The organism is Providencia sp. PROV197 (genome assembly GCF_028479625.1).
Taxonomy (GTDB): Bacteria; Pseudomonadota; Gammaproteobacteria; order Enterobacterales; family Enterobacteriaceae; genus Providencia; species Providencia vermicola.
The window spans coordinates 21,518-40,364 of sequence record NZ_JAMPNZ010000006.1; the positions used below are offsets into that span (position 1 = coordinate 21,518).

The window sequence follows — 18,847 nt, forward strand, 5'->3', positions numbered from 1 at the left end:
ATTTCAACCATCCGTTGTAAGCGTCAATGGCGGCACTAGTAAATATTATTCTCCTGGTGGGTTCTCGCAAATATGGAAATCATTAATTCGCAAATCAGGGGTTAAGCATAGAAAATCATACCAGACTAGGCACACATACGCCTGCTGGATGCTAAGCGTAGGCGCAAACCCTTCGTTTATAGCGACGCAAATGGGGCACTCATCCTCAAAGATGGTTCAGGCGCTTGGATGCCCGAGAACGACCAAGACCAAATTTCTTTATTAAACCAAAGATTGAGTAATAATGTCCCCTATGTGTCCCCAGATGGAATTGAAATTAATAACACTCTTTTTAATTCAAATAGATAACCATATCACACTGGCATTGACATAATCTCTTGATACGCCGCAACCAGTTTATTTCGCACTTGAATACCCATTTGCAGACTTAGACTGGCTTTTTGCATATCCACCATCACATCATTTAGGGAAATATCTTGCTTCCCAAGGGTAAAATCTTCAATTTGCTTCGCAGAATCATTGCGTGTTTTATTGATTTGGTTAACGGATGCAACAAGGTGATCCGCAAAGCCCACTGGCTCAATAGTAGGTTTTATTGGGTTAGTCGCTTGCGTCGCTACCACATTTAATTGTGAAATAACCCCTTCAATGGCTTGAACTGTCATGATGTTCTCTTCTCAATATAGTGAATATGTACCACTAATTCATTCGTCGAGCTTACCCTACCACACCCTTTTTAACTTGAAGCCGATAAATAACACCAAATTTATAGGCTGATTCCGTCATTAGATTGCCCCAAGACAAGAAATAATAGCAAAGTGAAAAAGTGACGTTACGAAGAGGGAAATAACATTGTTTCACCAAAAGTATTTTCATCCGTCTAGTAGTCTGCCAAGCAGGGAATATTTATGAGTGCCGCATCTAAAGACACAGGAGAGGCTAAAAAAGGGTTTGCCTCAATGGTTGACCGCATTAAAGCCGATCCTAAAATACCGCTAATGATTGCAGCCGCTGCTGCCATCGCAATTATCGTTGCCCTCCTGCTCTGGTTACGCAGCCCCGACTACCGTGTCCTGCTTAGCAACTTAAGTGCTAAGGATGGTGGCGACATTGTTGGTCAGCTAACGCAGATGAACGTCCCTTATCAAATCGCCGATAATGGTAGCGCCATTTTAGTACCTGCCGATAAAGTGCATGAGTTACGATTAAAGCTGGCCCAATCAGGCTTGCCCAAAGGGGGGAACACAGGTTTCGAACTGTTGGATAAAGAACAGTTTGGTATTAGCCAGTTTAGCGAACAAATTAACTACCAGCGTGCGCTGGAAGGTGAGTTATCGCGCACAATTGAGTCACTCAGCCCTGTCCAAAGTGCACGAGTGCATTTAGCTATCCCTAAACCTACTTTATTTGTGCGTGAGCAAAAATTGCCTACCGCCTCAGTCACCGTAGGTTTATTGCCTGGCCGAATGCTTGATGAAGGGCAAATTAGCGCTATCGTCCATATGGTGTCGAGCAGTGTCACTGAGCTAACAGCAACAAATGTCATTATTGTTGACCAAGCGGGTCGCTTACTCACCAATAACGATAACAGCCAGCAATCCGCTAACAGTGCGCAAATTAAAATGACCAAAGAGATGGAATCCCATCTTAAACAGCGCATTGAAGATATTCTTTCTCCATTAGTGGGTCGTGCAAATATTCATGCACAAGTCACCGCACAAATGGATTTCTCCAAGGTAGAACAAACCTCAGAAGAATATAAACCAAACCAAGCAGCAAATAGCGCCGCTATCCGTTCCCGCCAAAACAGCCAAAGTATGCAAAATAACAATGGCGGAACAGGTGGCGTACCAGGCGCGTTATCAAACCAACCCGTTAGTGCACCAACTGCACCAATTGAAACAAATAAAGACAATAAAGACGCACAGCAAACCACCAATAACCGTAATAACACGACTAACTCGCAAAGCGATGAAACGACCAATTACGAGGTGGATCGCAAAATTAGTCATACCCAACGGCAAATTGGCGTAGTCGATAGGCTCTCGGTCGCAGTTATCGTCAATTACCATTCACAAGAAGGTGAAAATGGCGCAGAAATGAAGCCATTGCCGCCTGAGATGATGCAGCAAATTGAAGCATTAACTCGTGAAGCAATGGGCTACTCCACTGCACGTGGCGACTCGTTAAATATCACCAACTCGTTATTTACGAATGACACGCCAGTTGAAGTTGAACCGTCGTTACTGGAAAGCCCGCAATTTATCGCCCAGTTGCTGGATTACGGCAAAATTCTGCTCATTGCCCTAATTGCTTGGTTTATGTGGCGTTTTGGTATCAAACCGCAATGGGTTAAATACCGTAAAACGCAACAAGCTCAAACTGATGCAGAAATGTTTGTAGCAACGCAGATGAAAACACCACTTGTGGTAGACGAAGAAATTAACGAAGACATGGATGAGCAAACTCGCCGCCGTCTCACTCGCCAACGTGTTAGCGCTGAAATCCAAAGTCAACGTATTCGCGAAATGGCCGAAAAAGACCCACAAATCGTGGCAATGGTTATCCGTCAGTGGTTAGGAAAAGCGTAATGAGTTTAAGTGGAACAGAAAAAAGCGCCGTGATGTTAATGACACTCGGCGAAGATCAGGCTGCAGAAGTATTTAAACACCTGAATCCAAAAGAAGTTCAGCAGCTGAGTATGGCGGTGTCTAACATGCGCCAGATCTCCAATAACGAACTGGCGGAAGTCCTCACCGAGTTTGAAGAGTCGGCAATTCAATTTGCGGCGCTGAACATTAACACCAATGACTACCTACGCTCTGTCCTTATCAAGGCGCTAGGTGAAGAGCGTGCTGCGAGCCTGCTTGAAGATATCTTTGAAAAACAAGAAACCACCTCAGGTATCGAAAGCCTCAACTATATGGAGCCACAAACCGTTGCTGATATTATCCGTGATGAACATCCACAGATTATCGCCACGATTTTGGTTCACTTAAAACGCAACCTGGCTGCCGATGTTTTGGAGTTGTTCGAAGAACGCCAACGCAACGATATTATGCTGCGTATCGCGACTTTCGGTGGCGTACAACCTGCAGCACTTGCCGAGCTGACCGAAGTGTTAAACAATTTGCTGGATGGCCAAAACCTCAAACGCAGCAAAATGGGTGGCATAAGAACGGCTGCCGAAATTATCAACCTGATGAAGAGCCAGCAAGAAGAAAGCGTTATCGATGCAATGCGTGACTACGATGGCGAACTGGCACAACGTATCATTGATGAAATGTTCCTGTTCGAAAACCTTATCGAAGTGGACAACCGCAGCATTCAACGTATTTTGCAAGAAGTGTCTACCGACTCGCTGGTTATTGCCCTCAAAGGCAGCAACCAAGCTCTGCGCGACCACTTCCTCAACAATATGGCAGCGCGTGCAGCGGAAATTGTTCGCGACGATTTGGAATCCCGCTCACCAGTGCGTATGTCCCAAGTGGAAAACGAGCAAAAAGCTATCCTGCTTATTGTTCGCCGCTTAGTCGAGAAAGGCGAAATCGCCATCGGTGGTGGAGACGACGTGTATGTCTAAAACAAAACCGACTCATGACCAATGGCAGCCATGGAAATTACGTGAACTTAATCAATGGGAGCTGAACGCATCCGCTATCCCATCATTAAGTGATGTCCCTGAGCCTGACACACCCAAAGTGCCATGTCTTGAGCCCAAAGAAGTGTTAGAGCAGATTAACCTACTGGATAATATTAAAGAAGACGCCCAACGCACTGGGTTTCAACAAGGCTATGAAAAAGGCCAAAAAGAAGGCTACCAAGCAGGTTTTGAACAAGGTTTACGGGCTGGGGAAGAGCAAGGGCGTGAGCAAGCACTTGCTTTACAGCAACCTGTTATTGAAACCTGGCAGAAATTATTGTCGGAGTTTAATTACTCCCTCGATACCTTCGATACGGTGGTAACAACCAAATTATTGCAAATTGCCTTAACCGCAGCGAAACAAGTGCTGGGGCAATCCACCGTTTGCGATGGCACGGCCCTACTTGAAGAAATCAGCCATTTACTACAACAAAAACCAATCTTTGCAGGTCAACCTGAGCTGCACGTCAACCCGAATCACTTTGAGCTTATAGAGCAGCATCTAGGCTCATTATTAAACCTACACGGTTGGCGCTTAGTAGCTGACCCGAAATTGCACTTAGGTGGCTGTCGTGTTGTCGCCGAAGATGGTGAAATCGATATGACTGTCGCAACCCGTTGGCAAGAGTTATGCCGTTTATATGCACCGGAGAGCCTTTCATGACCGCACGTTTGGGACGCTGGATTGCCTCGCTTGACGATTTAGAATCGCGGATGAAAGGGATCCCGATGGTGCGCCGTTATGGCCGTTTAACCAAAATAACGGGGTTGGTGATGGAAGCCGAAGGCATAAAAATGCCACTTGGTGCCACCTGCTTTATTGAACGCGCCATCAATGGTGGCACGGATGAGGTAGTTTGCGAAGTGGTTGGTTTTAATGGCCCTCGCATGCTACTGATGCCACTCGCTGACCTTGAAGGAATAGCCCCTGGTGCCCGCGTATATGCACAATCAACGGGTGAGGATGGGCAAACCAGCCGCTTACTGCCGATTGGTAATGAACTGTTAGGCCGTGTATTGGATGCCCAAGGCACTCCCCTTGATGGTAAGGGGCCTTTAGAAGTGAAAACCCGTGCACCGCTCATCACGCCCCCCATCAACCCATTAGAACGCACGCCGATTAGCAGTGTGCTGGATGTGGGCGTTCGCGCAATCAATGCCTTACTCACCGTTGGGCGCGGGCAGCGTATGGGCTTGTTTGCTGGCTCAGGGGTCGGTAAAAGTGTACTACTTGGTATGATGGCGCGGTTTACTCAAGCCGATATTATCGTCGTTGGTTTAATTGGTGAACGGGGACGTGAAGTTAAAGACTTTATCGAAAATATTTTAGGGGTTGAAGGCTTAAAACGTGCCGTTGTGGTTGCTGCACCTGCGGATGTTTCGCCGCTTTTGCGTATGCAAGGTGCCTCTTATGCCACGCGTATTGCCGAATATTTTCGCGACCAAGGCCTTAGCGTATTGCTGATTATGGACTCACTCACCCGCTACAGTATGGCACAACGTGAAATTGCCCTTGCCGTGGGCGAACCACCTGCGACAAAAGGCTATCCACCGTCTGTTTTCGCTAAACTGCCTGCGCTAGTTGAACGTGCGGGGAACGGTAAAAATGGCGGTTCAATCACCGCATTTTACACCGTCTTGACCGAAGGGGATGACCAACAAGACCCCATTGCAGACTCTGCCCGCGCGATCCTTGATGGTCACATCGTGCTTTCTCGCTCGTTAGCCGAATCTGGGCATTACCCTGCTATTGATATTGAAGCCTCTATTAGCCGTGCAATGACCGAATTAATTCCCAAAGAACATTATCGAAAAATTCAGCGGTTTAAACAGTTAACGTCTAGTTATCAACGTAACCGCGATTTAATCAATGTGGGGGCATATGCCATGGGGAGCGACCCCATGTTGGATACCGCTATTCAGTATTACCCACGGATGTCGGCATTTTTACAGCAAGATATTGATGAGCGTTGTGACTATCAAACCGCTTGCGAACAGCTGATGCAAGTTGTTCCCAACGAGTAATGAGAGGATAAATGGCCAAAAACAATGCGTTGACAACTTTACTCAGCTTAGCTGAGGAAGCCTCTGAAGAGGCCGCAAAAGTGTTAGCTCAAGTGCGCCAAACACACACGCAAATGGCGCAACAACTACATATGTTGGAAAACTACCAGTCTGAATACCGACAAAAGCTAAACCAAACGCTACACAGCGGGATGGCATCAGATAAATGGCAGAATTACCAACAGTTTTTGGTCACTTTAGAGCTGACCATCGAACAGCAACAGCAGCAGCTTAATGTATGGGAACAACGCGTTAACGATGCCAACCGCCATTGGCAAGAAAAACAACAACGCGTCAATGCATTCGATACCTTAATTCAACGCGCTGAACAAACTGAATACCAACGTCAAAATCGCTTAGAGCAAAAGCAAATGGATGAATTTGCTCAACGCGCGACTTTACGGAGACCACAATAGATGGACATCAACGCCAATAGCGTACCAACACTTGCGCCAGCTAAAAACAATAACGCGCAACAAAATGAATCACGCATTGATGAAAACCAAGCACCCGCCCTGCCTTTCCAAGCAGTGTTGGATAACCAACAGCCTGCCCCTAAAGAAAGCACGGTTACCCCGCCTATCGACGAAAAATCTGTCAACAAAGAGATTGTCGATAATAAACTGACCAGTGCAAATGAAAAAAACGCTGAACCAACGAGTGTCTTGCAAAAAAGTGCGGAAAACACGATAGAGCAACTAAACTTTAGCCGTAATTTGCGCCCAGATAGTGTACAAACTGCATTGAATGCTGATTTATTAACAGGTAAAGAAGCCAATGAGCAATCTTGGCTCAATAACTTAAAGCAATCGTTAAGCAATCAAGCGCAATTAACGGCGAAACCTTTAACGACGCCAGAAACTCACTCCACGCTTGGGGCATTTACCCAGCGCATGCAGCAGCTTAACCAAGGTACTCATGATGTGTTACCTGATGATGGCAAGCACCTTGAAGGGTCGCAATTGCAATTAGCGGGTGAAGATGAAGCCCCTGCTTTAGGCACCGTGATTAAGAATGAAAAAGAAGAGCGCCGCGATCAACCGCTTTTTGCACTTGATAACCCACGAGATGTCCGTGGGAAAAACCTAACTCAAGACTTTATGCCGTTGAACAAAAAAGTTAGCGACAAAGACCCCCTTACTAACATGCAAACAGTAACGAACGAAACGTTAAGCCAAACAGCAAAAGGCGCGTTTACCTTGCAAACGGACACGGGAGCATTTACCTCCAGCGCCTCGCACCATACCAATACGCAGCCAATCAGTATGATGCCAACGACCTCAACGGTTCAAGCTGCGGCGATGAATGCGCCAACAGCAGCGCCAACCCTGCATTTAACCAGTCAACTAGGCAGTGAAGCATGGCAACAGCAGTTAAGCCAGCACATGCTGTTTTTCTCACGCCAAGGGGTTTCCCAAGCACAAATTCGTTTACACCCTGAAGAATTAGGTTCACTCAATGTGCATTTACGTATCGAAGATAACCAAGCGGTGATGCATTTTGTGTCGCCTCATAGCCATGTTCGCGCAGCGATGGAGTCGATGATGCCAGTGCTACGCAGTGCGCTACAAGAAAGTGGCATTCATCTGGCACAAGGTTCTGTTGGGCAGGAGAACTTAAACCACCAATCCGATGGTTCACAACAAGGCTCACAACAGCATCGTGATGGGCAAATTCAAGCAACACATCCGTCGGTTGGCGTAGTTGGCATCAGTGAAGCCAATGCCACTGTTTCGGCTAAAACCACCCAAGTGCGCCAAGGTGGTATCAGTACCTTTGCATAATTAATAAACAAAATGCGGTGATTTCACAACTAAAGCGCCGAGTTACCGCCTTTTTGTTTCGTTTTTCACTCCTTTAACTCTCAGCAAGCAAGCCATAATGCTAGAGATCATAAAGAAAAAACCCATTTGGGTTTAGCATCCAAGAAACAGGAATTCAGCTAACATGTCGTCACGCAAAGAATCTAAACGTTCGAATAAAGGGTTACTCATTCTGTTCGCCCTTGTTGCCCTCGCGGGTGCTGGTTTTGGTGGGTACACCTGGTGGACGACACAGCAAGACACTCAAACGGCAAGTGAGGACGAAAAGCGCCCGAATATGCCGCAGCCAATTTTTATGGAATTAGAGCCCTTTACGGTGAACTTAGCGGGTGTTGATGGCCCTGACCGCGTGCTTTATATCCACGTAACATTGCGCCTTGCGAATGAAAAATCTCGCAAGCAACTTCATGAATACCTTCCTGAAGTTCGCAGTCGCTTACTACTACTTTTGTCTGAGCAAAAAGCCAAAAACATTGAAAATCATGATGGTAAGTTGCAGCTAATGAAAGAAATTAAGCAAACGCTCACCCCAACCCTGATCCCTGGCGATACCGATCAGGATATTTCAGATGTGTTATTTACGACTTTTATTCTGCGGTAATATTCATGAGCGATAATATTTTATCTCAGGCTGAAATTGATGCGCTTCTTAATGATGATGCGCCATCAAGCAACACGCCTGCACCTGAAATGCAAGGGAAAGACCACGTTCGCCCTTATGACCCGAATACCCAACGTCGGGTTATTCGTGAGCGAATGCAATCCCTTGAAATCATTAATGAGCGTTTCGCCCGTCAGTTCCGCATGGGGCTGTTTAACATGTTACGCCGTAGCCCAGACATCACCGTTGGTGGCATTAAAATCGAGCCTTATCATGAATTTGCTCGCAACTTACCCGTGCCAACGAACTTAAATCTCATTCATATGCCACCTTTGCGAGGCACGGCCCTATTTACCTTCGAACCCGCGTTAGTGTATATCGCTGTGGATAACCTATTTGGTGGCGATGGTCGTTTCCCTGTTCGCCAAGAAGGTAAAGAGTTTACCAATACGGAACAACGTATTATTAACCGCATGTTGAAATTAGCTCTGGGCGCATATCGTGATGCATGGAAGCCCATTGCTGATATCGAAGTGGAATATGTACGTTCTGAGGTGCAAGTTAAATTTACCAATATCACCACTTCACCAAACGACATTGTCGTGACTACACCGTTTTTAGTTGAGATTGGCAACACGGTGGGTGAATTCAGCATTTGTATCCCTATTGCCATGATTGAGCCATTGCGTGAGCGTTTAATCAACCCACCCGTGGAGCAAGGGCATCAGGAAAATGAAGCATGGGTCTCTAACCTTGTGACCCAAGTTAAACGTTCTGAACTTGAGTTGGTTGCCAACTTTGTTGACATTCCAATGCGAATTTCTCGCTTACTGCAACTGCAAAAAGGGGATGTTATCCCCATTGAGAAGCCAGACCGCCTAATGGTGAATGTCGATGGCGTACCTGTGTTGACCAGTCAATACGGCACTCAAAATGGCCAATATGCGTTGCGTGTAGAACATTTGATTAACCCTGTTTTAAACACTCTAGATGAGGAAAGTACCAATGAGTGAGGCGAAGAACTCTCCTGATGCATCAACCAATCACGACAGTGAAGACCTGTGGGCTGAAGCGTTAGAACAGCAAAAAAAAGCGGAATCCGCCTCTGCTGGTGCACAGGCTTTTGATAACTTTGATGGGCAAAACCCATTAAATCAGCTCTCCGATATCGACATGATTATGGACATTCCCGTTCGCCTGTCGGTTGAACTAGGTCGCACCAAAATGACCATTAAAAAACTGCTGAGTTTATCCCAAGGCTCTGTGGTGTCTTTAGATGGTTTAGCGGGCGAACCTCTGGATATTTTAATCAACGGCTATTTAATTGCGCAGGGTGAAGTTGTCGTGGTTTCAGATAATTACGGTATCCGTATTACTGACATCATTACGCCTTCAGAACGTATGCGCCGCTTGAGTCGTTAAAATACAAGAGCAATTGCCAATGACAATGTTTTCGCAAATCGAACCCATAACGCAGCCGCAAACAGCGCCATTTTTATCCAATACGATTTCGCTCAGTGAGCCGAATGCACCAGCCATTAACCAAAATGATAGCTTGGTACAAATTTCAGGTTCACTCGGTGGCATTATTTTGCTGATCCTCGCAGGTGCTTGGTTGGTTAAAAAATTGGGATTCGCCCCGAAAAAATTTGGCAAAGACTCGCTGATAAAAGTCAAAAGCAGTTGCTCATTAGGTAATAAAGAACGGGTTGTCGTGGTCGAAGTGAATAATGAATGTTTAGTTCTTGGGGTGACGGCGCAAAATATCAATGTGCTACATCAATACCCTGTACAAACTGAGCATTTACCCGTTTCAATAAATGAACCACTGACGTTTCAATCTGTTTTCAAGAAAAAACAAGATGCTGCGAACCATGCAGCGTCAGTGACTCCTTTGTATAAGTAATCGGAAGCTCGCATGTCACTTGTAAAAAACGCGTTGTTTGTTGCTGCGCTTCTGTTTGCTTTACCCCATTCCGCTTTTGCAGCGTTACCTGCGGTCATCAGCCACAGTTTAGCTGATGGCGGACAAACTTGGTCGTTACCCGTCCAAACCTTGCTGTTTTTAACGTTATTAGGCTTTATCCCCGCACTACTGTTAATGATGACCAGTTTTACACGCATCATTATCGTGCTGGGCTTGCTACGAAATGCGTTAGGGACACCATCTGCCCCACCTAACCAAGTGCTGCTTGGCTTAGCGCTGTTTCTGACTTTTTTCGTGATGTCCCCTGTTGCAGACCAAGTCTATCGTGAAGCTTATCAGCCTTTTAGCGAAGATAAAATCAGCCTTGAGACAGCTCTGGAAAAAGGCACGGCACCGTTACGTACTTTTATGCTAGGGCAAACGCGCGAATCTGACCTTGCGTTATTTGCACGTATCGCCAAGGTGGGAGATATCCAAGAAGCCAAAGATGTACCACTGCGTATTTTAGTCCCTGCGTTTATTACCAGTGAACTAAAAACCGCCTTTCAAATAGGCTTTACGATTTTCATTCCGTTTTTGATCATCGACTTAGTGGTCGCCAGCGTCTTGATGGCATTGGGGATGATGATGGTTCCCCCAGCAACAGTTTCATTGCCATTTAAGCTGATGTTATTTGTTCTCGTCGATGGCTGGCAATTATTGCTTGGCTCATTATCGCAAAGCTTTTTTAATTAGGAACAATTATGACACCTGAATCCGTAATGGCGATGGGAACAGAAGCGATGAAAATCGCACTAATGCTAGCAGCGCCGTTATTACTTGCCGCCCTCGCAGCAGGTTTGATTATCAGCCTGTTACAAGCTGCCACCCAAGTTAATGAGATGACGTTATCTTTTATTCCCAAAATTTTATCCGTGATTTCGGTGATCATTATTGCTGGCCCGTGGATGCTCAATCTACTGATTGACTACATGCGCACTTTGCTTAGTAATTTACCCTTCATCATTGGCTAACGATGCTAACCATTACCAGCGAAACCCTGACCCTCTGGCTTAGCCAAGGTTTTTACCCATTTATACGCCTCTTAGCGCTGCTGGGTACAGCGCCTTTTTTCAATGAAAAACAAGCCATTACCAAGGTTCGTGTCGCCCTTGCCTTTTTTGTTGTCTTGATTGTTTCGCCGCAACTTCCCGTCGTAAATATTCCGTTATTTTCGGCAATGGGCTTGTGGGTGATAGTGCAACAAATGGTGATTGGCATCGCAATGGGCTTAACCATGCAGATGGCGTTTGCGGCAGTTCGTCATGCAGGGGAAGTGATTGGTTTGCAAATGGGGTTGTCGTTCGCCACCTTTTTTGACCCAACTGGCGGCCCAAACATGCCAATTTTAGGGCGTATTTTCAATGTAATTACCATTTTATTGTTTCTCGCTTTCGATGGGCACTTGTGGCTTATTTATATTGTGGTCAATTCATTTGAGCTTATCCCAATTCAAACCGCACCATTAAATCGTGATGGTTTTTGGGTATTCGTTCAATTCGCCAATACCATATTTATTAATGGGTTAATGTTAGCCTTACCGTTTATTACCTTATTTTTAATTCTTAACCTTGCGCTGGGTATTTTAAACCGTATGACTCCACAACTGTCGGTATTTGTGGTCGGCTTCCCACTGACACTGACCATTGGCATCAGTATGTTAGGGTTGATTATTTCAATTCTCCCCCGCTACACCGAACGGCTTATCCACCAAGCATTTGAGCAGCTCTCTCTGATGTTTAATTTGTTTGTTTGAGTGTCGATAATTAATCATTAGCAACGGCCTTCTAAGCCGTTTCTGCGGCAGTGAATCCGCATTTAAACAGCCCTCATTGAGGTTTGATTTGTTTAAGTATTTACTCAAGATCACCATAAAGCAATTAATCTAACTTACCTTTACGATTTATATATATGAGTCATTATTGACTTTTAAAGAATATAAATATTCCTGTGGTGTCATCATAATTCCAGTAGTCATATCAAAAACTCTATCTGCAACAGAAATAGCATCTAAGCGATGCGCAGCAAATAAACGAGTTATCTTCATGGCCTTAATCGCTGCATTTATATTTCTTTCATTTTTTATGTCAAGAGCTGAGGTAGATTCGTCTAAAATGAGTATTTTAGGTCTTCTATAAAGTGCACGCGCAAGGAATATTCTTTGTTTTTGCCCTCCAGAAAGCATACTCCCCATGTCACCAACTATGGAACAATACCCATTAGGCATATTAATAATATCATCATGAATAGATGCAATCCTTGCACAATCATACATAAATTCAATATCTACCTGTTCAGAAAAACAGGTAATATTATCCATTAATGTTCCGGAGAATAAAAAATCATCTTGTTGAACATAAGAAATATATTTACGATACACCTCAATTCCAATATTCGATATTGGAATTTTACTAAACCGAATTTCTCCTTTTGTCGGTGTAAGTAAAGATGCGATAACATGTAGCAATGTGGATTTTCCACATCCTGATACACCAACAAATGCAACACTTTCTCCTTTCTCAATAGTAAAAGATACATTCTTAAAAATAAAAGGCTCATAATTTGAATAAGCGAAAGACAATAAAAATATTTCTAATGTACCGTCAAAATTTTCAGAAGCATCCTCAATATAATTCGTTTCTGAGTATTCACTTTCAGTAAAAAACACATCGCTAAGTCTATCTGTATGTATAGTCAACATTTTAAATTCATATATTACATCACATACATTTATAGTTCTCTGTATGAATGTATCTGCATATACCATAAAAGCAAATAAAATACCCATAGTGAAAAAACCATTTTCAATTAATTGTGCACCGCCATAAATAACCGTACATGCAACTAACCCGGTCATGCATCCACCAATTAATCGAAAAACAAGCTCAATATTTCTCAATTCATTTTTCTTATTCAAAATAGCTTCTGACAATTTTAATAATCTTCCATCTCTTTTTTTTATTTAATAGAGTGATTTTTTCATTAAATAGTTTCATTCTATTATTTAGATTTTTCCTTTTCTCTTTTGAAACCACCCCTGATGTACCTTTAATTTTATTATTAATACGCATTATTTTTTTGTTCACACTAACATATTGTCCGTCAAAAACCTCTACCTCTTCTACCGTACCATCCATAGGTGCAATTAGAGAGTAAGCATTAGGATTAAAAGCAACATACCCAGAAGCTTCGATACTAATACTATAAGTACCTTTAACAATTAAAAGAAACAGTACGAAAATAATTATAAAACTTAGAAAAAGAGGTATTCCATATGCTTTCGGGATACTTCTAGAGTTTCTGCCGATCCAATTATCTTTATTACTAGCAATAGCTTCCTTACGAAATATATCCATAAACAATAACTTTTAATTATTATGTTTAGGAAAACTTATCAATATTTGATTATCTGTTATAACTAATATTCTATTTGACAAATAATCATAACCAAGCAACCCATCAAAATCTATCCTACTATCTTTAACTTGAAATAATAATGCATTAATATTAGTCGAGTCTGGTGTTGTAATTATTTTTTTTGGGCAAGATGTTGAAGCATTAACACAGCCTTTTTCAGTACCAGTAAAGATAACTGAATGACTGGCTCCTGTATCAATTACCATCCTATACTTTTCATTACTATCAGATATTACATCAACCATAAACCCTTGTTTTGTTCGAATGTAATTTAAAGAATACCAATTATAACCATCAAGAATCTTATTTAAATCATTTGTTATTATTAGAATGTTTGAAATATAGTCGATAACCAGTGTTTTATTGCCATTCATAATACCCAGCCCTAACACTCCATTAATAATATATTCTCCATTTTCATCTATCATTCCTTTACCCCATGGTTTTAATATTTCCACATTCATATTTTTAAATACTTCACCATTAATTTTAACATCCCCCCCTCTCGACATAACCGTTGAAATTTTATGGCCAAAAACATCAATAGAATTTTGTACGACTGCCTCACGTTTATTAAAATTAGGAATAATTAAATCGAAGATAGTTTTAGGAAAATAAAAAGCATTTGATGCTCCTGTATCAATAAATATCCGGTCAATTTCATGACCATTGATATTCATAGATATTAATGGCATGTTCTTTTCATCAAAGGTAATAGGAACACGAATATCAGCCCAAACAAGTTTCATTGATGAGGCAAGAATAAAAAATAGAATAAATAAATATTTATGCATTTTTATCAATCCCTATATTTTTTGCTATTTCATTCGAACTTATACCTAGATTTATAAGATATGCTGCTCCACGGCTGAGGAATGACTGCATTGCATCACAGTAAATTGTCTTTTTCTTGAAAGCACTATCTTGTGAGTATCTATTAATAGGTCTCCCACCTGCACAAACTGATTTCCAAATACATCCATGACAATCTTCAGGTAAAAAAGATTCTATTTTACTCAGTTCTCGCATCGGAAGACTATTAACAATTTTTTGATAGGAAGCATCTCTAATATGACTTATTGGAACAAAGATGTCTGAAAGTGTTGAACGTAACGTATCATCAACATAGATATAGCCTGTAGAGGTCACTGTTATAGCTATTGTTTGATGTAATTCATTTTGAGGAGTAACCCCTAGGACTATGTAATCCTCAGCACCAGTTAAAATTCTAAGGTAGGCTGATAAAATTCGTATATCACATTCTGGATCATTTTGCTCAAACCAAGCATCGCAAATCTCAACTAGAAAACGTTTGATTCCTTCTGTATTGACTGCATTTACATAGTTATTATCCGGAAGGAGAAAATCAAATTTTCTACATTTCATGTCATGGTAAAAATATTCGAAAAGTTCTTCACCACTAGCATCTGGATTGATGACTGATAGTATTGGCGGCATGGGAAGAATTTTTCTATTCTCCGCTGCTGAGTATAACATTTGATATCCATTCATTGTTGCTTCATATGAACTACGCCCTTTGTGATCTAAACGATGTCTATCATTTATATGCTTTGGCCCATCAATAGAAATACTTACAGATACTTTGTATTTTTCAAATATTTCGATCCATTCATCATCAATCAATGTAGCATTAGTCTGTAACCCAATACGAAACTCAGCCCCTTTATAGTCTCCTGAACGAAGAGTTTCGCAAAGATAAATAAATCGTTTTTTTTTGAGCATCAAAGGTTCACCTCCATGTAGGTCAACTTGTATTACATTGTGCTCAACTTCTTCTGCCACTCTTTCTAGAAAACTTTTAAGTTCTATTATTGTATTATTGGATATAACTGGAGCACTATTTAGCGCTAATTCACTTCCCATATTAAATATATAGCAGTATGAACAATTTAAATTACAACGTTCACTAATTTTAAGTATAACTTCAAAATGTTTGATTTTTAGCATAATAACTAACTATTTAATTAATTGAAAATGCGGCCATAGCCGCACTTATATTACCAAGTGTTTTTCCATTGGAAATTAACCCATCCTCCAGCAGCTTCAGACTTCCCCCCTCTGATATATTCAAGTAGTTTAGATACATCACTATCTTTTTTAATTTTTAAATTTGCAGAATTTTCTTGTATAACAGTTTTGAATTTTTCCATAAGACCTCTATTGAGAATTAAATTTTCCTTTCGAAGAATCAATAGCATTATTTAAATACGCTATAGCAAGTTGATAATAATCTTATATAACCAATACTGTCCATCTCTTTTTTTTAACATCTATATATTATATTTCACACTGTGAAACAAATAATCACACAAATAAATTATAAAATCTCAATGTATTTCCACAGCATCAAATTGCAATATAAAATTCGACCTTTCTCATAACCAAAAATAAATATTTACGCGCAGAGAATATTTAAAAAAAACAATACCATCACCAATTTAAATAACATTGAATAGTATACTTTCAACATAAAAAAATCAGATAACAACACTTTAATTTAATAATTCGATAATTAATTAAAACAAAAAAACCGCGCTCCAATAACGGCAAAGCGCGGTTGAGTAGAACTCAAGTATTAGATGATTAACGACTACCAAATAAAGACATGCTGTTTAAATCTTTGAAAATACTTTGTGAGGCTTCAAACATCGCTTTTTCTTTATAGTAATCCGTGGTGGTGCCTGTCCAGTTAGTCTCAAGCAACTCACTTTTACGAGCAGCATTTTGAATTGAACGCGTATCTGCTAAAAAATCCAACTTATCAATTTCTTGTAGTTGTAAGCCTTGTTTTGCTTCAATATTGGAAATTTGGTCTAGTGCCGCTTTAATGCCACGGTTGGCTTCATCCATCCCTTCTTGCGCACGGTCTAAATCCGCTTGAGGTGCATCTTGCTGTGGGATTTTTAACGCGTCAATACCTGCATTTAATGCTTTGAAAACATTCACAACATTACTACTGTCTGTATCAAATACCTGAGCACCTGTGAAATAAGTGGTCATTTCACGGTCGCTGGAGACATTCTGCATTACCGCTTTATCACCACCGTGATAGAGCACATCCCCATCGGCGTTAATTTCAAAAGGCGGTTTATCCGATTTAAAACCTGCAAAAATATAGCGCCCATTGCCGTCTGTGGAATTCCCCAATGCCACCAGTTGTTCTTTCAAACCTGTTAACTGCTCCGCTAATGTATTGCGGTCTTTATCACTCAAAGCACCTTGGTTAGAGGCTTGAATAATCGTGGTATCAATCTGTGTGGTGACATCCGTCATTTGAGTCAAAATGCTCATTTGTAATGTCATACCCGTTTTCGCAAATCCACGGCTGGTCACGTATTGCTGATTGCGAGTTTCAGATTGGTTAATTCGTACCGCTTGAGATGATGCTTGTGGATCATCCGACGGTTTGCTAACTCGCTTACCTGATGCTAATTGGCTACCTGCTTCCATCCAACGCGCTTGGGAATTATTCATATCTTGTAGGCGTTGGTGATAAATCATATTTGTGCTTAAACGCATCGCTAAATCCTTATTATATCGCTAAAACTTAGAATGCACGCATCAGCGCATTAAACAAATCATCCACGGTTTTCAACACTTGCGCATTGGCATTGAAAAATTGTTGGATCTTTTGCATTTGAATACTTTCTTCGTTCATATTCACGCCAGAGATAGCTTGCTCTTGTGCATAGAAACTCTCTGTCATTTTATTTTGCGTTTCAGAGTCAATTTGCGCTTGTTTGGTTTTGCTTCCGACATCATTGACTAACGTCGCGTAGAAATCAGAAAACGTTGAGCCGCCATCAATCAGTTTTTGGTCTTGTAACTTCACCAATTCTTTGATGTTTTCGTTATCACCAGGGCCGCTGTCTTTGCTGCCCGCGGCGGCAAATTTTGTTGCATCGCTGATCAACGTTTGCATGCCATTAATCACGCCACTGACAGGCTTCGCGAGGAATGAATCCCCTTTTTGCGCGCTGCTGTTGCTGATATTAATTTCAATACCCTCAAATTTCAGTGTCGTTGCGGTTGAATCATCATCTAAAGCAACTTTGGTGCCTTCAGGCAAGCGCGTAACACTCCACCCATCATCACCAAAGCGAATGTCATAGTTGCTACCAGTAACTTTGGAAACATCACTGTATTTTAAGTCGAAATCAGCCTTGCCTGTGTTGTGAGTATTGCTCACCACATTGCCTTTACCGATTTCAAAGAAGTTCTCACCCGTTTTACCGCTGGCATCATAGCCTTTACTGTGGACTTCGTTGAATTTGGTAGCAAAAACTAGCGCAAGCTTATTGAGTTTTTGATACGCGGGGTCGATAACATCTTGACGTGAACGCAAGATACCGCTGAGCTCTCCACCACGGAAAGATTCATCAGGAATTTCACGGGCTTGGCCATTTGCGCCAACAAAACCAATGCTAAAGCGGCTATCATCTTTTGATGATGGCACAGCTTCTAAACGGTTTGCTTTTTCCCCCGTAACTAATGGCAAGCCATTCGCAAACGTGACGTTATAGTTGCCATTTTGCTCAATCACTTTGACGCCAATTAACGAATTTACTTCGTTAACTAAACGATCTCGCACATCAAGCAAGTCATTAGGTTCCGAGCCACTGACAGAACGCACACGGGAAATTTGCTGGTTTAAACCTGCAATTTTCTCAGCGTAGATGTTAATGTCTTTCACCTTGTTTTCGATTTGGCGATTAACATCACGCTCCATTTCTTGTAAGCGTCTGTCTGCTTCTTTAAATTGGCTCACCAACGCATTAGAGTTACCAAGAAAAACATCAATTAATGTTTTATCACTGGCATCACTAGTTGCCGCATCTAATGACGTGAAGAAGCTGCCAATATTGCTGGAGATATCTTCGATATCATTGGTTAGCAAATCATCGACTTTATTACAGTTTTTAACGTACGCTTCGTAGTCACCACTGCGCGCACGCGCTTGGCTGTACTGTGCATTGATAAATTCATCAAACTCACGGCGAACATGGCTGAAATACGTGCCGTTACCAAAATAGCCACTCGGTGTCATCGTACCGGGATTCTCCCCGAAAACAGCACTTTGGCGGTGATAATATCCCACACCAGCGTTGGCTAAGTTGTTAGAAATCACACTTAGCCCGCCTTGTGCAGCATTCACACCACTGAGCGCATTATTCATTACATTGTTCAGCATAAGCTTTCCTGTTCTGGGTGCGTATCGCGTTCATTGGCTGACACAATGTCGGCGATAGCAACTCAAATTATTTAGAGCATATTTAGTTATCGGAAAATCGACGTAATTATTTAGCCCTAAC

22 protein-coding genes are annotated in these 18,847 nt (G+C 42.0%); 14 read left to right on the forward strand and 8 right to left on the reverse strand.

Going from position 1 to position 18,847, the window contains the following annotated elements; genetic code table 11:
* The first annotated feature begins 85 nt into the window (after positions 1-85).
* Positions 86-265, forward strand: a complete 180-nt coding sequence (locus PR808_RS03055) for a tyrosine-type recombinase/integrase (RefSeq protein WP_272538759.1) — start codon at positions 86-88, stop codon at positions 263-265.
* 88 nt (positions 266-353) lie between these two features.
* On the opposite strand, the gene fliE is transcribed toward PR808_RS03055, so the two are convergent.
* Positions 354-665: a flagellar hook-basal body complex protein FliE gene (gene fliE, locus PR808_RS03060; protein ID WP_206083873.1), complete on the reverse strand. Its 312-nt coding sequence runs from the start codon at positions 663-665 to the stop codon at positions 354-356.
* Between the two features lie 243 nt (positions 666-908).
* Between fliE and fliF the strand changes: the two genes are divergently transcribed.
* The 13 genes from fliF to fliR all read left to right on the forward strand — a co-directional run bounded on the left by fliF (position 909) and on the right by fliR (position 11,853).
* The gene (gene fliF, locus PR808_RS03065) at positions 909-2,591 is read left to right on the forward strand and encodes a flagellar basal-body MS-ring/collar protein FliF (RefSeq protein WP_272538677.1); all 1,683 of its coding nucleotides are present in this window, start codon (positions 909-911) and stop codon (positions 2,589-2,591) included.
* Positions 2,591-3,583: a flagellar motor switch protein FliG gene (gene fliG, locus PR808_RS03070; protein WP_206083871.1), complete on the forward strand. Its 993-nt coding sequence runs from the start codon at positions 2,591-2,593 to the stop codon at positions 3,581-3,583. Before fliF ends, fliG begins: the two co-directional genes overlap by 1 nt.
* Positions 3,576-4,307 carry a flagellar assembly protein FliH gene (gene fliH / locus PR808_RS03075; protein ID WP_206083870.1) on the forward strand — a complete coding sequence of 244 codons (732 nt, stop codon included), beginning with the start codon at positions 3,576-3,578 and terminating at the stop codon, positions 4,305-4,307. The genes fliG and fliH overlap by 8 nt, the downstream gene beginning before the upstream one ends.
* Complete coding sequence (gene fliI / locus PR808_RS03080; RefSeq protein WP_206083869.1) at positions 4,304-5,668, forward strand: flagellar protein export ATPase FliI; 1,365 nt, start codon at positions 4,304-4,306, stop codon at positions 5,666-5,668. Before fliH ends, fliI begins: the two co-directional genes overlap by 4 nt.
* Positions 5,669-5,679: 11 nt before the next feature.
* Entirely contained in the window at positions 5,680-6,123 is a 444-nt protein-coding gene (gene fliJ, locus PR808_RS03085; protein ID WP_047756920.1) for a flagellar export protein FliJ, read from the forward strand.
* Positions 6,124-7,491, forward strand: coding sequence for a flagellar hook-length control protein FliK (locus PR808_RS03090; protein ID WP_272538678.1), 1,368 nt, complete (start codon positions 6,124-6,126; stop codon positions 7,489-7,491).
* 163 nt (positions 7,492-7,654) lie between these two features.
* On the forward strand, positions 7,655-8,131 hold the full coding sequence (gene fliL / locus PR808_RS03095; protein WP_206083867.1) for a flagellar basal body-associated protein FliL: 477 nt from the start codon (positions 7,655-7,657) through the stop codon (positions 8,129-8,131).
* 5 nt (positions 8,132-8,136) lie between these two features.
* Positions 8,137-9,144 (forward strand): flagellar motor switch protein FliM, encoded by a 1,008-nt coding sequence (gene fliM, locus PR808_RS03100; protein WP_206083866.1) that lies wholly within the window; start codon positions 8,137-8,139, stop codon positions 9,142-9,144.
* Positions 9,137-9,553 (forward strand): flagellar motor switch protein FliN, encoded by a 417-nt coding sequence (gene fliN / locus PR808_RS03105; RefSeq protein WP_004255621.1) that lies wholly within the window; start codon positions 9,137-9,139, stop codon positions 9,551-9,553. Before fliM ends, fliN begins: the two co-directional genes overlap by 8 nt.
* 19 nt (positions 9,554-9,572) lie before the next feature.
* Positions 9,573-10,037 carry a flagellar biosynthetic protein FliO gene (fliO, locus tag PR808_RS03110; protein WP_272538679.1) on the forward strand — a complete coding sequence of 155 codons (465 nt, stop codon included), beginning with the start codon at positions 9,573-9,575 and terminating at the stop codon, positions 10,035-10,037.
* Positions 10,038-10,049: 12 nt separating this feature from the next.
* Entirely contained in the window at positions 10,050-10,793 is a 744-nt protein-coding gene (gene fliP, locus PR808_RS03115; protein ID WP_206083864.1) for a flagellar type III secretion system pore protein FliP, read from the forward strand.
* Between the two features lie 8 nt (positions 10,794-10,801).
* Entirely contained in the window at positions 10,802-11,071 is a 270-nt protein-coding gene (fliQ, locus tag PR808_RS03120) for a flagellar biosynthesis protein FliQ (protein WP_206083863.1), read from the forward strand.
* A gap of 2 nt (positions 11,072-11,073) precedes the next feature.
* Positions 11,074-11,853, forward strand: a complete 780-nt coding sequence (fliR, locus tag PR808_RS03125) for a flagellar biosynthetic protein FliR (protein ID WP_117162049.1) — start codon at positions 11,074-11,076, stop codon at positions 11,851-11,853.
* Between the two features lie 147 nt (positions 11,854-12,000).
* Here fliR and PR808_RS03130 read toward each other — a convergent pair whose 3' ends face one another.
* The 7 genes from PR808_RS03130 to flgK all read right to left on the reverse strand — a co-directional run bounded on the left by PR808_RS03130 (position 12,001) and on the right by flgK (position 18,726).
* The gene (locus PR808_RS03130; RefSeq protein WP_272538680.1) at positions 12,001-13,014 is read right to left on the reverse strand and encodes an ATP-binding cassette domain-containing protein; all 1,014 of its coding nucleotides are present in this window, start codon (positions 13,012-13,014) and stop codon (positions 12,001-12,003) included.
* Positions 13,007-13,453, reverse strand: coding sequence for a hypothetical protein (locus tag PR808_RS03135; RefSeq protein ID WP_272538681.1), 447 nt, complete (start codon positions 13,451-13,453; stop codon positions 13,007-13,009). The genes PR808_RS03130 and PR808_RS03135 overlap by 8 nt, the downstream gene beginning before the upstream one ends.
* A 12-nt stretch (positions 13,454-13,465) precedes the next feature.
* Positions 13,466-14,308 (reverse strand): hypothetical protein, encoded by an 843-nt coding sequence (locus tag PR808_RS03140; protein ID WP_272538682.1) that lies wholly within the window; start codon positions 14,306-14,308, stop codon positions 13,466-13,468.
* The gene (gene xyeB, locus PR808_RS03145; protein ID WP_272538683.1) at positions 14,301-15,482 is read right to left on the reverse strand and encodes a cyclophane-forming radical SAM/SPASM peptide maturase XyeB; all 1,182 of its coding nucleotides are present in this window, start codon (positions 15,480-15,482) and stop codon (positions 14,301-14,303) included. The genes PR808_RS03140 and xyeB overlap by 8 nt, the downstream gene beginning before the upstream one ends.
* A gap of 50 nt (positions 15,483-15,532) precedes the next feature.
* Entirely contained in the window at positions 15,533-15,685 is a 153-nt protein-coding gene (locus PR808_RS03150; protein WP_272538684.1) for a hypothetical protein, read from the reverse strand.
* A gap of 433 nt (positions 15,686-16,118) precedes the next feature.
* Positions 16,119-17,054: a flagellar hook-associated protein FlgL gene (flgL, locus tag PR808_RS03155; RefSeq protein WP_206083855.1), complete on the reverse strand. Its 936-nt coding sequence runs from the start codon at positions 17,052-17,054 to the stop codon at positions 16,119-16,121.
* Between the two features lie 28 nt (positions 17,055-17,082).
* Complete coding sequence (gene flgK, locus PR808_RS03160) at positions 17,083-18,726, reverse strand: flagellar hook-associated protein FlgK (protein ID WP_206083854.1); 1,644 nt, start codon at positions 18,724-18,726, stop codon at positions 17,083-17,085.
* Positions 18,727-18,847 lie beyond the last annotated feature (121 nt).

What these genes read in the sequence shown, in the direction of transcription:
- PR808_RS03140 (WP_272538682.1), bottom strand. Translation starts at nt 14,308, where the DNA reads ATGCATAAATATTTATTTATTCTATTTTTTATTCTTGCCTCATCAATG.
- flgK (WP_206083854.1), bottom strand. Translation starts at nt 18,726, where the DNA reads ATGCTGAACAATGTAATGAATAATGCGCTCAGTGGTGTGAATGCTGCA.
- fliE (WP_206083873.1), bottom strand. Translation starts at nt 665, where the DNA reads ATGACAGTTCAAGCCATTGAAGGGGTTATTTCACAATTAAATGTGGTA.
- fliL (WP_206083867.1), top strand. Translation starts at nt 7,655, where the DNA reads ATGTCGTCACGCAAAGAATCTAAACGTTCGAATAAAGGGTTACTCATT.
- fliQ (WP_206083863.1), top strand. Translation starts at nt 10,802, where the DNA reads ATGACACCTGAATCCGTAATGGCGATGGGAACAGAAGCGATGAAAATC.
- fliR (WP_117162049.1), top strand. Translation starts at nt 11,074, where the DNA reads ATGCTAACCATTACCAGCGAAACCCTGACCCTCTGGCTTAGCCAAGGT.
- PR808_RS03150 (WP_272538684.1), bottom strand. Translation starts at nt 15,685, where the DNA reads ATGGAAAAATTCAAAACTGTTATACAAGAAAATTCTGCAAATTTAAAA.
- PR808_RS03135 (WP_272538681.1), bottom strand. Translation starts at nt 13,453, where the DNA reads ATGGATATATTTCGTAAGGAAGCTATTGCTAGTAATAAAGATAATTGG.
- fliG (WP_206083871.1), top strand. Translation starts at nt 2,591, where the DNA reads ATGAGTTTAAGTGGAACAGAAAAAAGCGCCGTGATGTTAATGACACTC.
- fliI (WP_206083869.1), top strand. Translation starts at nt 4,304, where the DNA reads ATGACCGCACGTTTGGGACGCTGGATTGCCTCGCTTGACGATTTAGAA.
- fliO (WP_272538679.1), top strand. Translation starts at nt 9,573, where the DNA reads ATGACAATGTTTTCGCAAATCGAACCCATAACGCAGCCGCAAACAGCG.
- fliH (WP_206083870.1), top strand. Translation starts at nt 3,576, where the DNA reads ATGTCTAAAACAAAACCGACTCATGACCAATGGCAGCCATGGAAATTA.
- PR808_RS03090 (WP_272538678.1), top strand. Translation starts at nt 6,124, where the DNA reads ATGGACATCAACGCCAATAGCGTACCAACACTTGCGCCAGCTAAAAAC.
- fliP (WP_206083864.1), top strand. Translation starts at nt 10,050, where the DNA reads ATGTCACTTGTAAAAAACGCGTTGTTTGTTGCTGCGCTTCTGTTTGCT.
- flgL (WP_206083855.1), bottom strand. Translation starts at nt 17,054, where the DNA reads ATGCGTTTAAGCACAAATATGATTTATCACCAACGCCTACAAGATATG.
- fliJ (WP_047756920.1), top strand. Translation starts at nt 5,680, where the DNA reads ATGGCCAAAAACAATGCGTTGACAACTTTACTCAGCTTAGCTGAGGAA.
- fliF (WP_272538677.1), top strand. Translation starts at nt 909, where the DNA reads ATGAGTGCCGCATCTAAAGACACAGGAGAGGCTAAAAAAGGGTTTGCC.
- fliN (WP_004255621.1), top strand. Translation starts at nt 9,137, where the DNA reads ATGAGTGAGGCGAAGAACTCTCCTGATGCATCAACCAATCACGACAGT.
- xyeB (WP_272538683.1), bottom strand. Translation starts at nt 15,482, where the DNA reads ATGCTAAAAATCAAACATTTTGAAGTTATACTTAAAATTAGTGAACGT.
- fliM (WP_206083866.1), top strand. Translation starts at nt 8,137, where the DNA reads ATGAGCGATAATATTTTATCTCAGGCTGAAATTGATGCGCTTCTTAAT.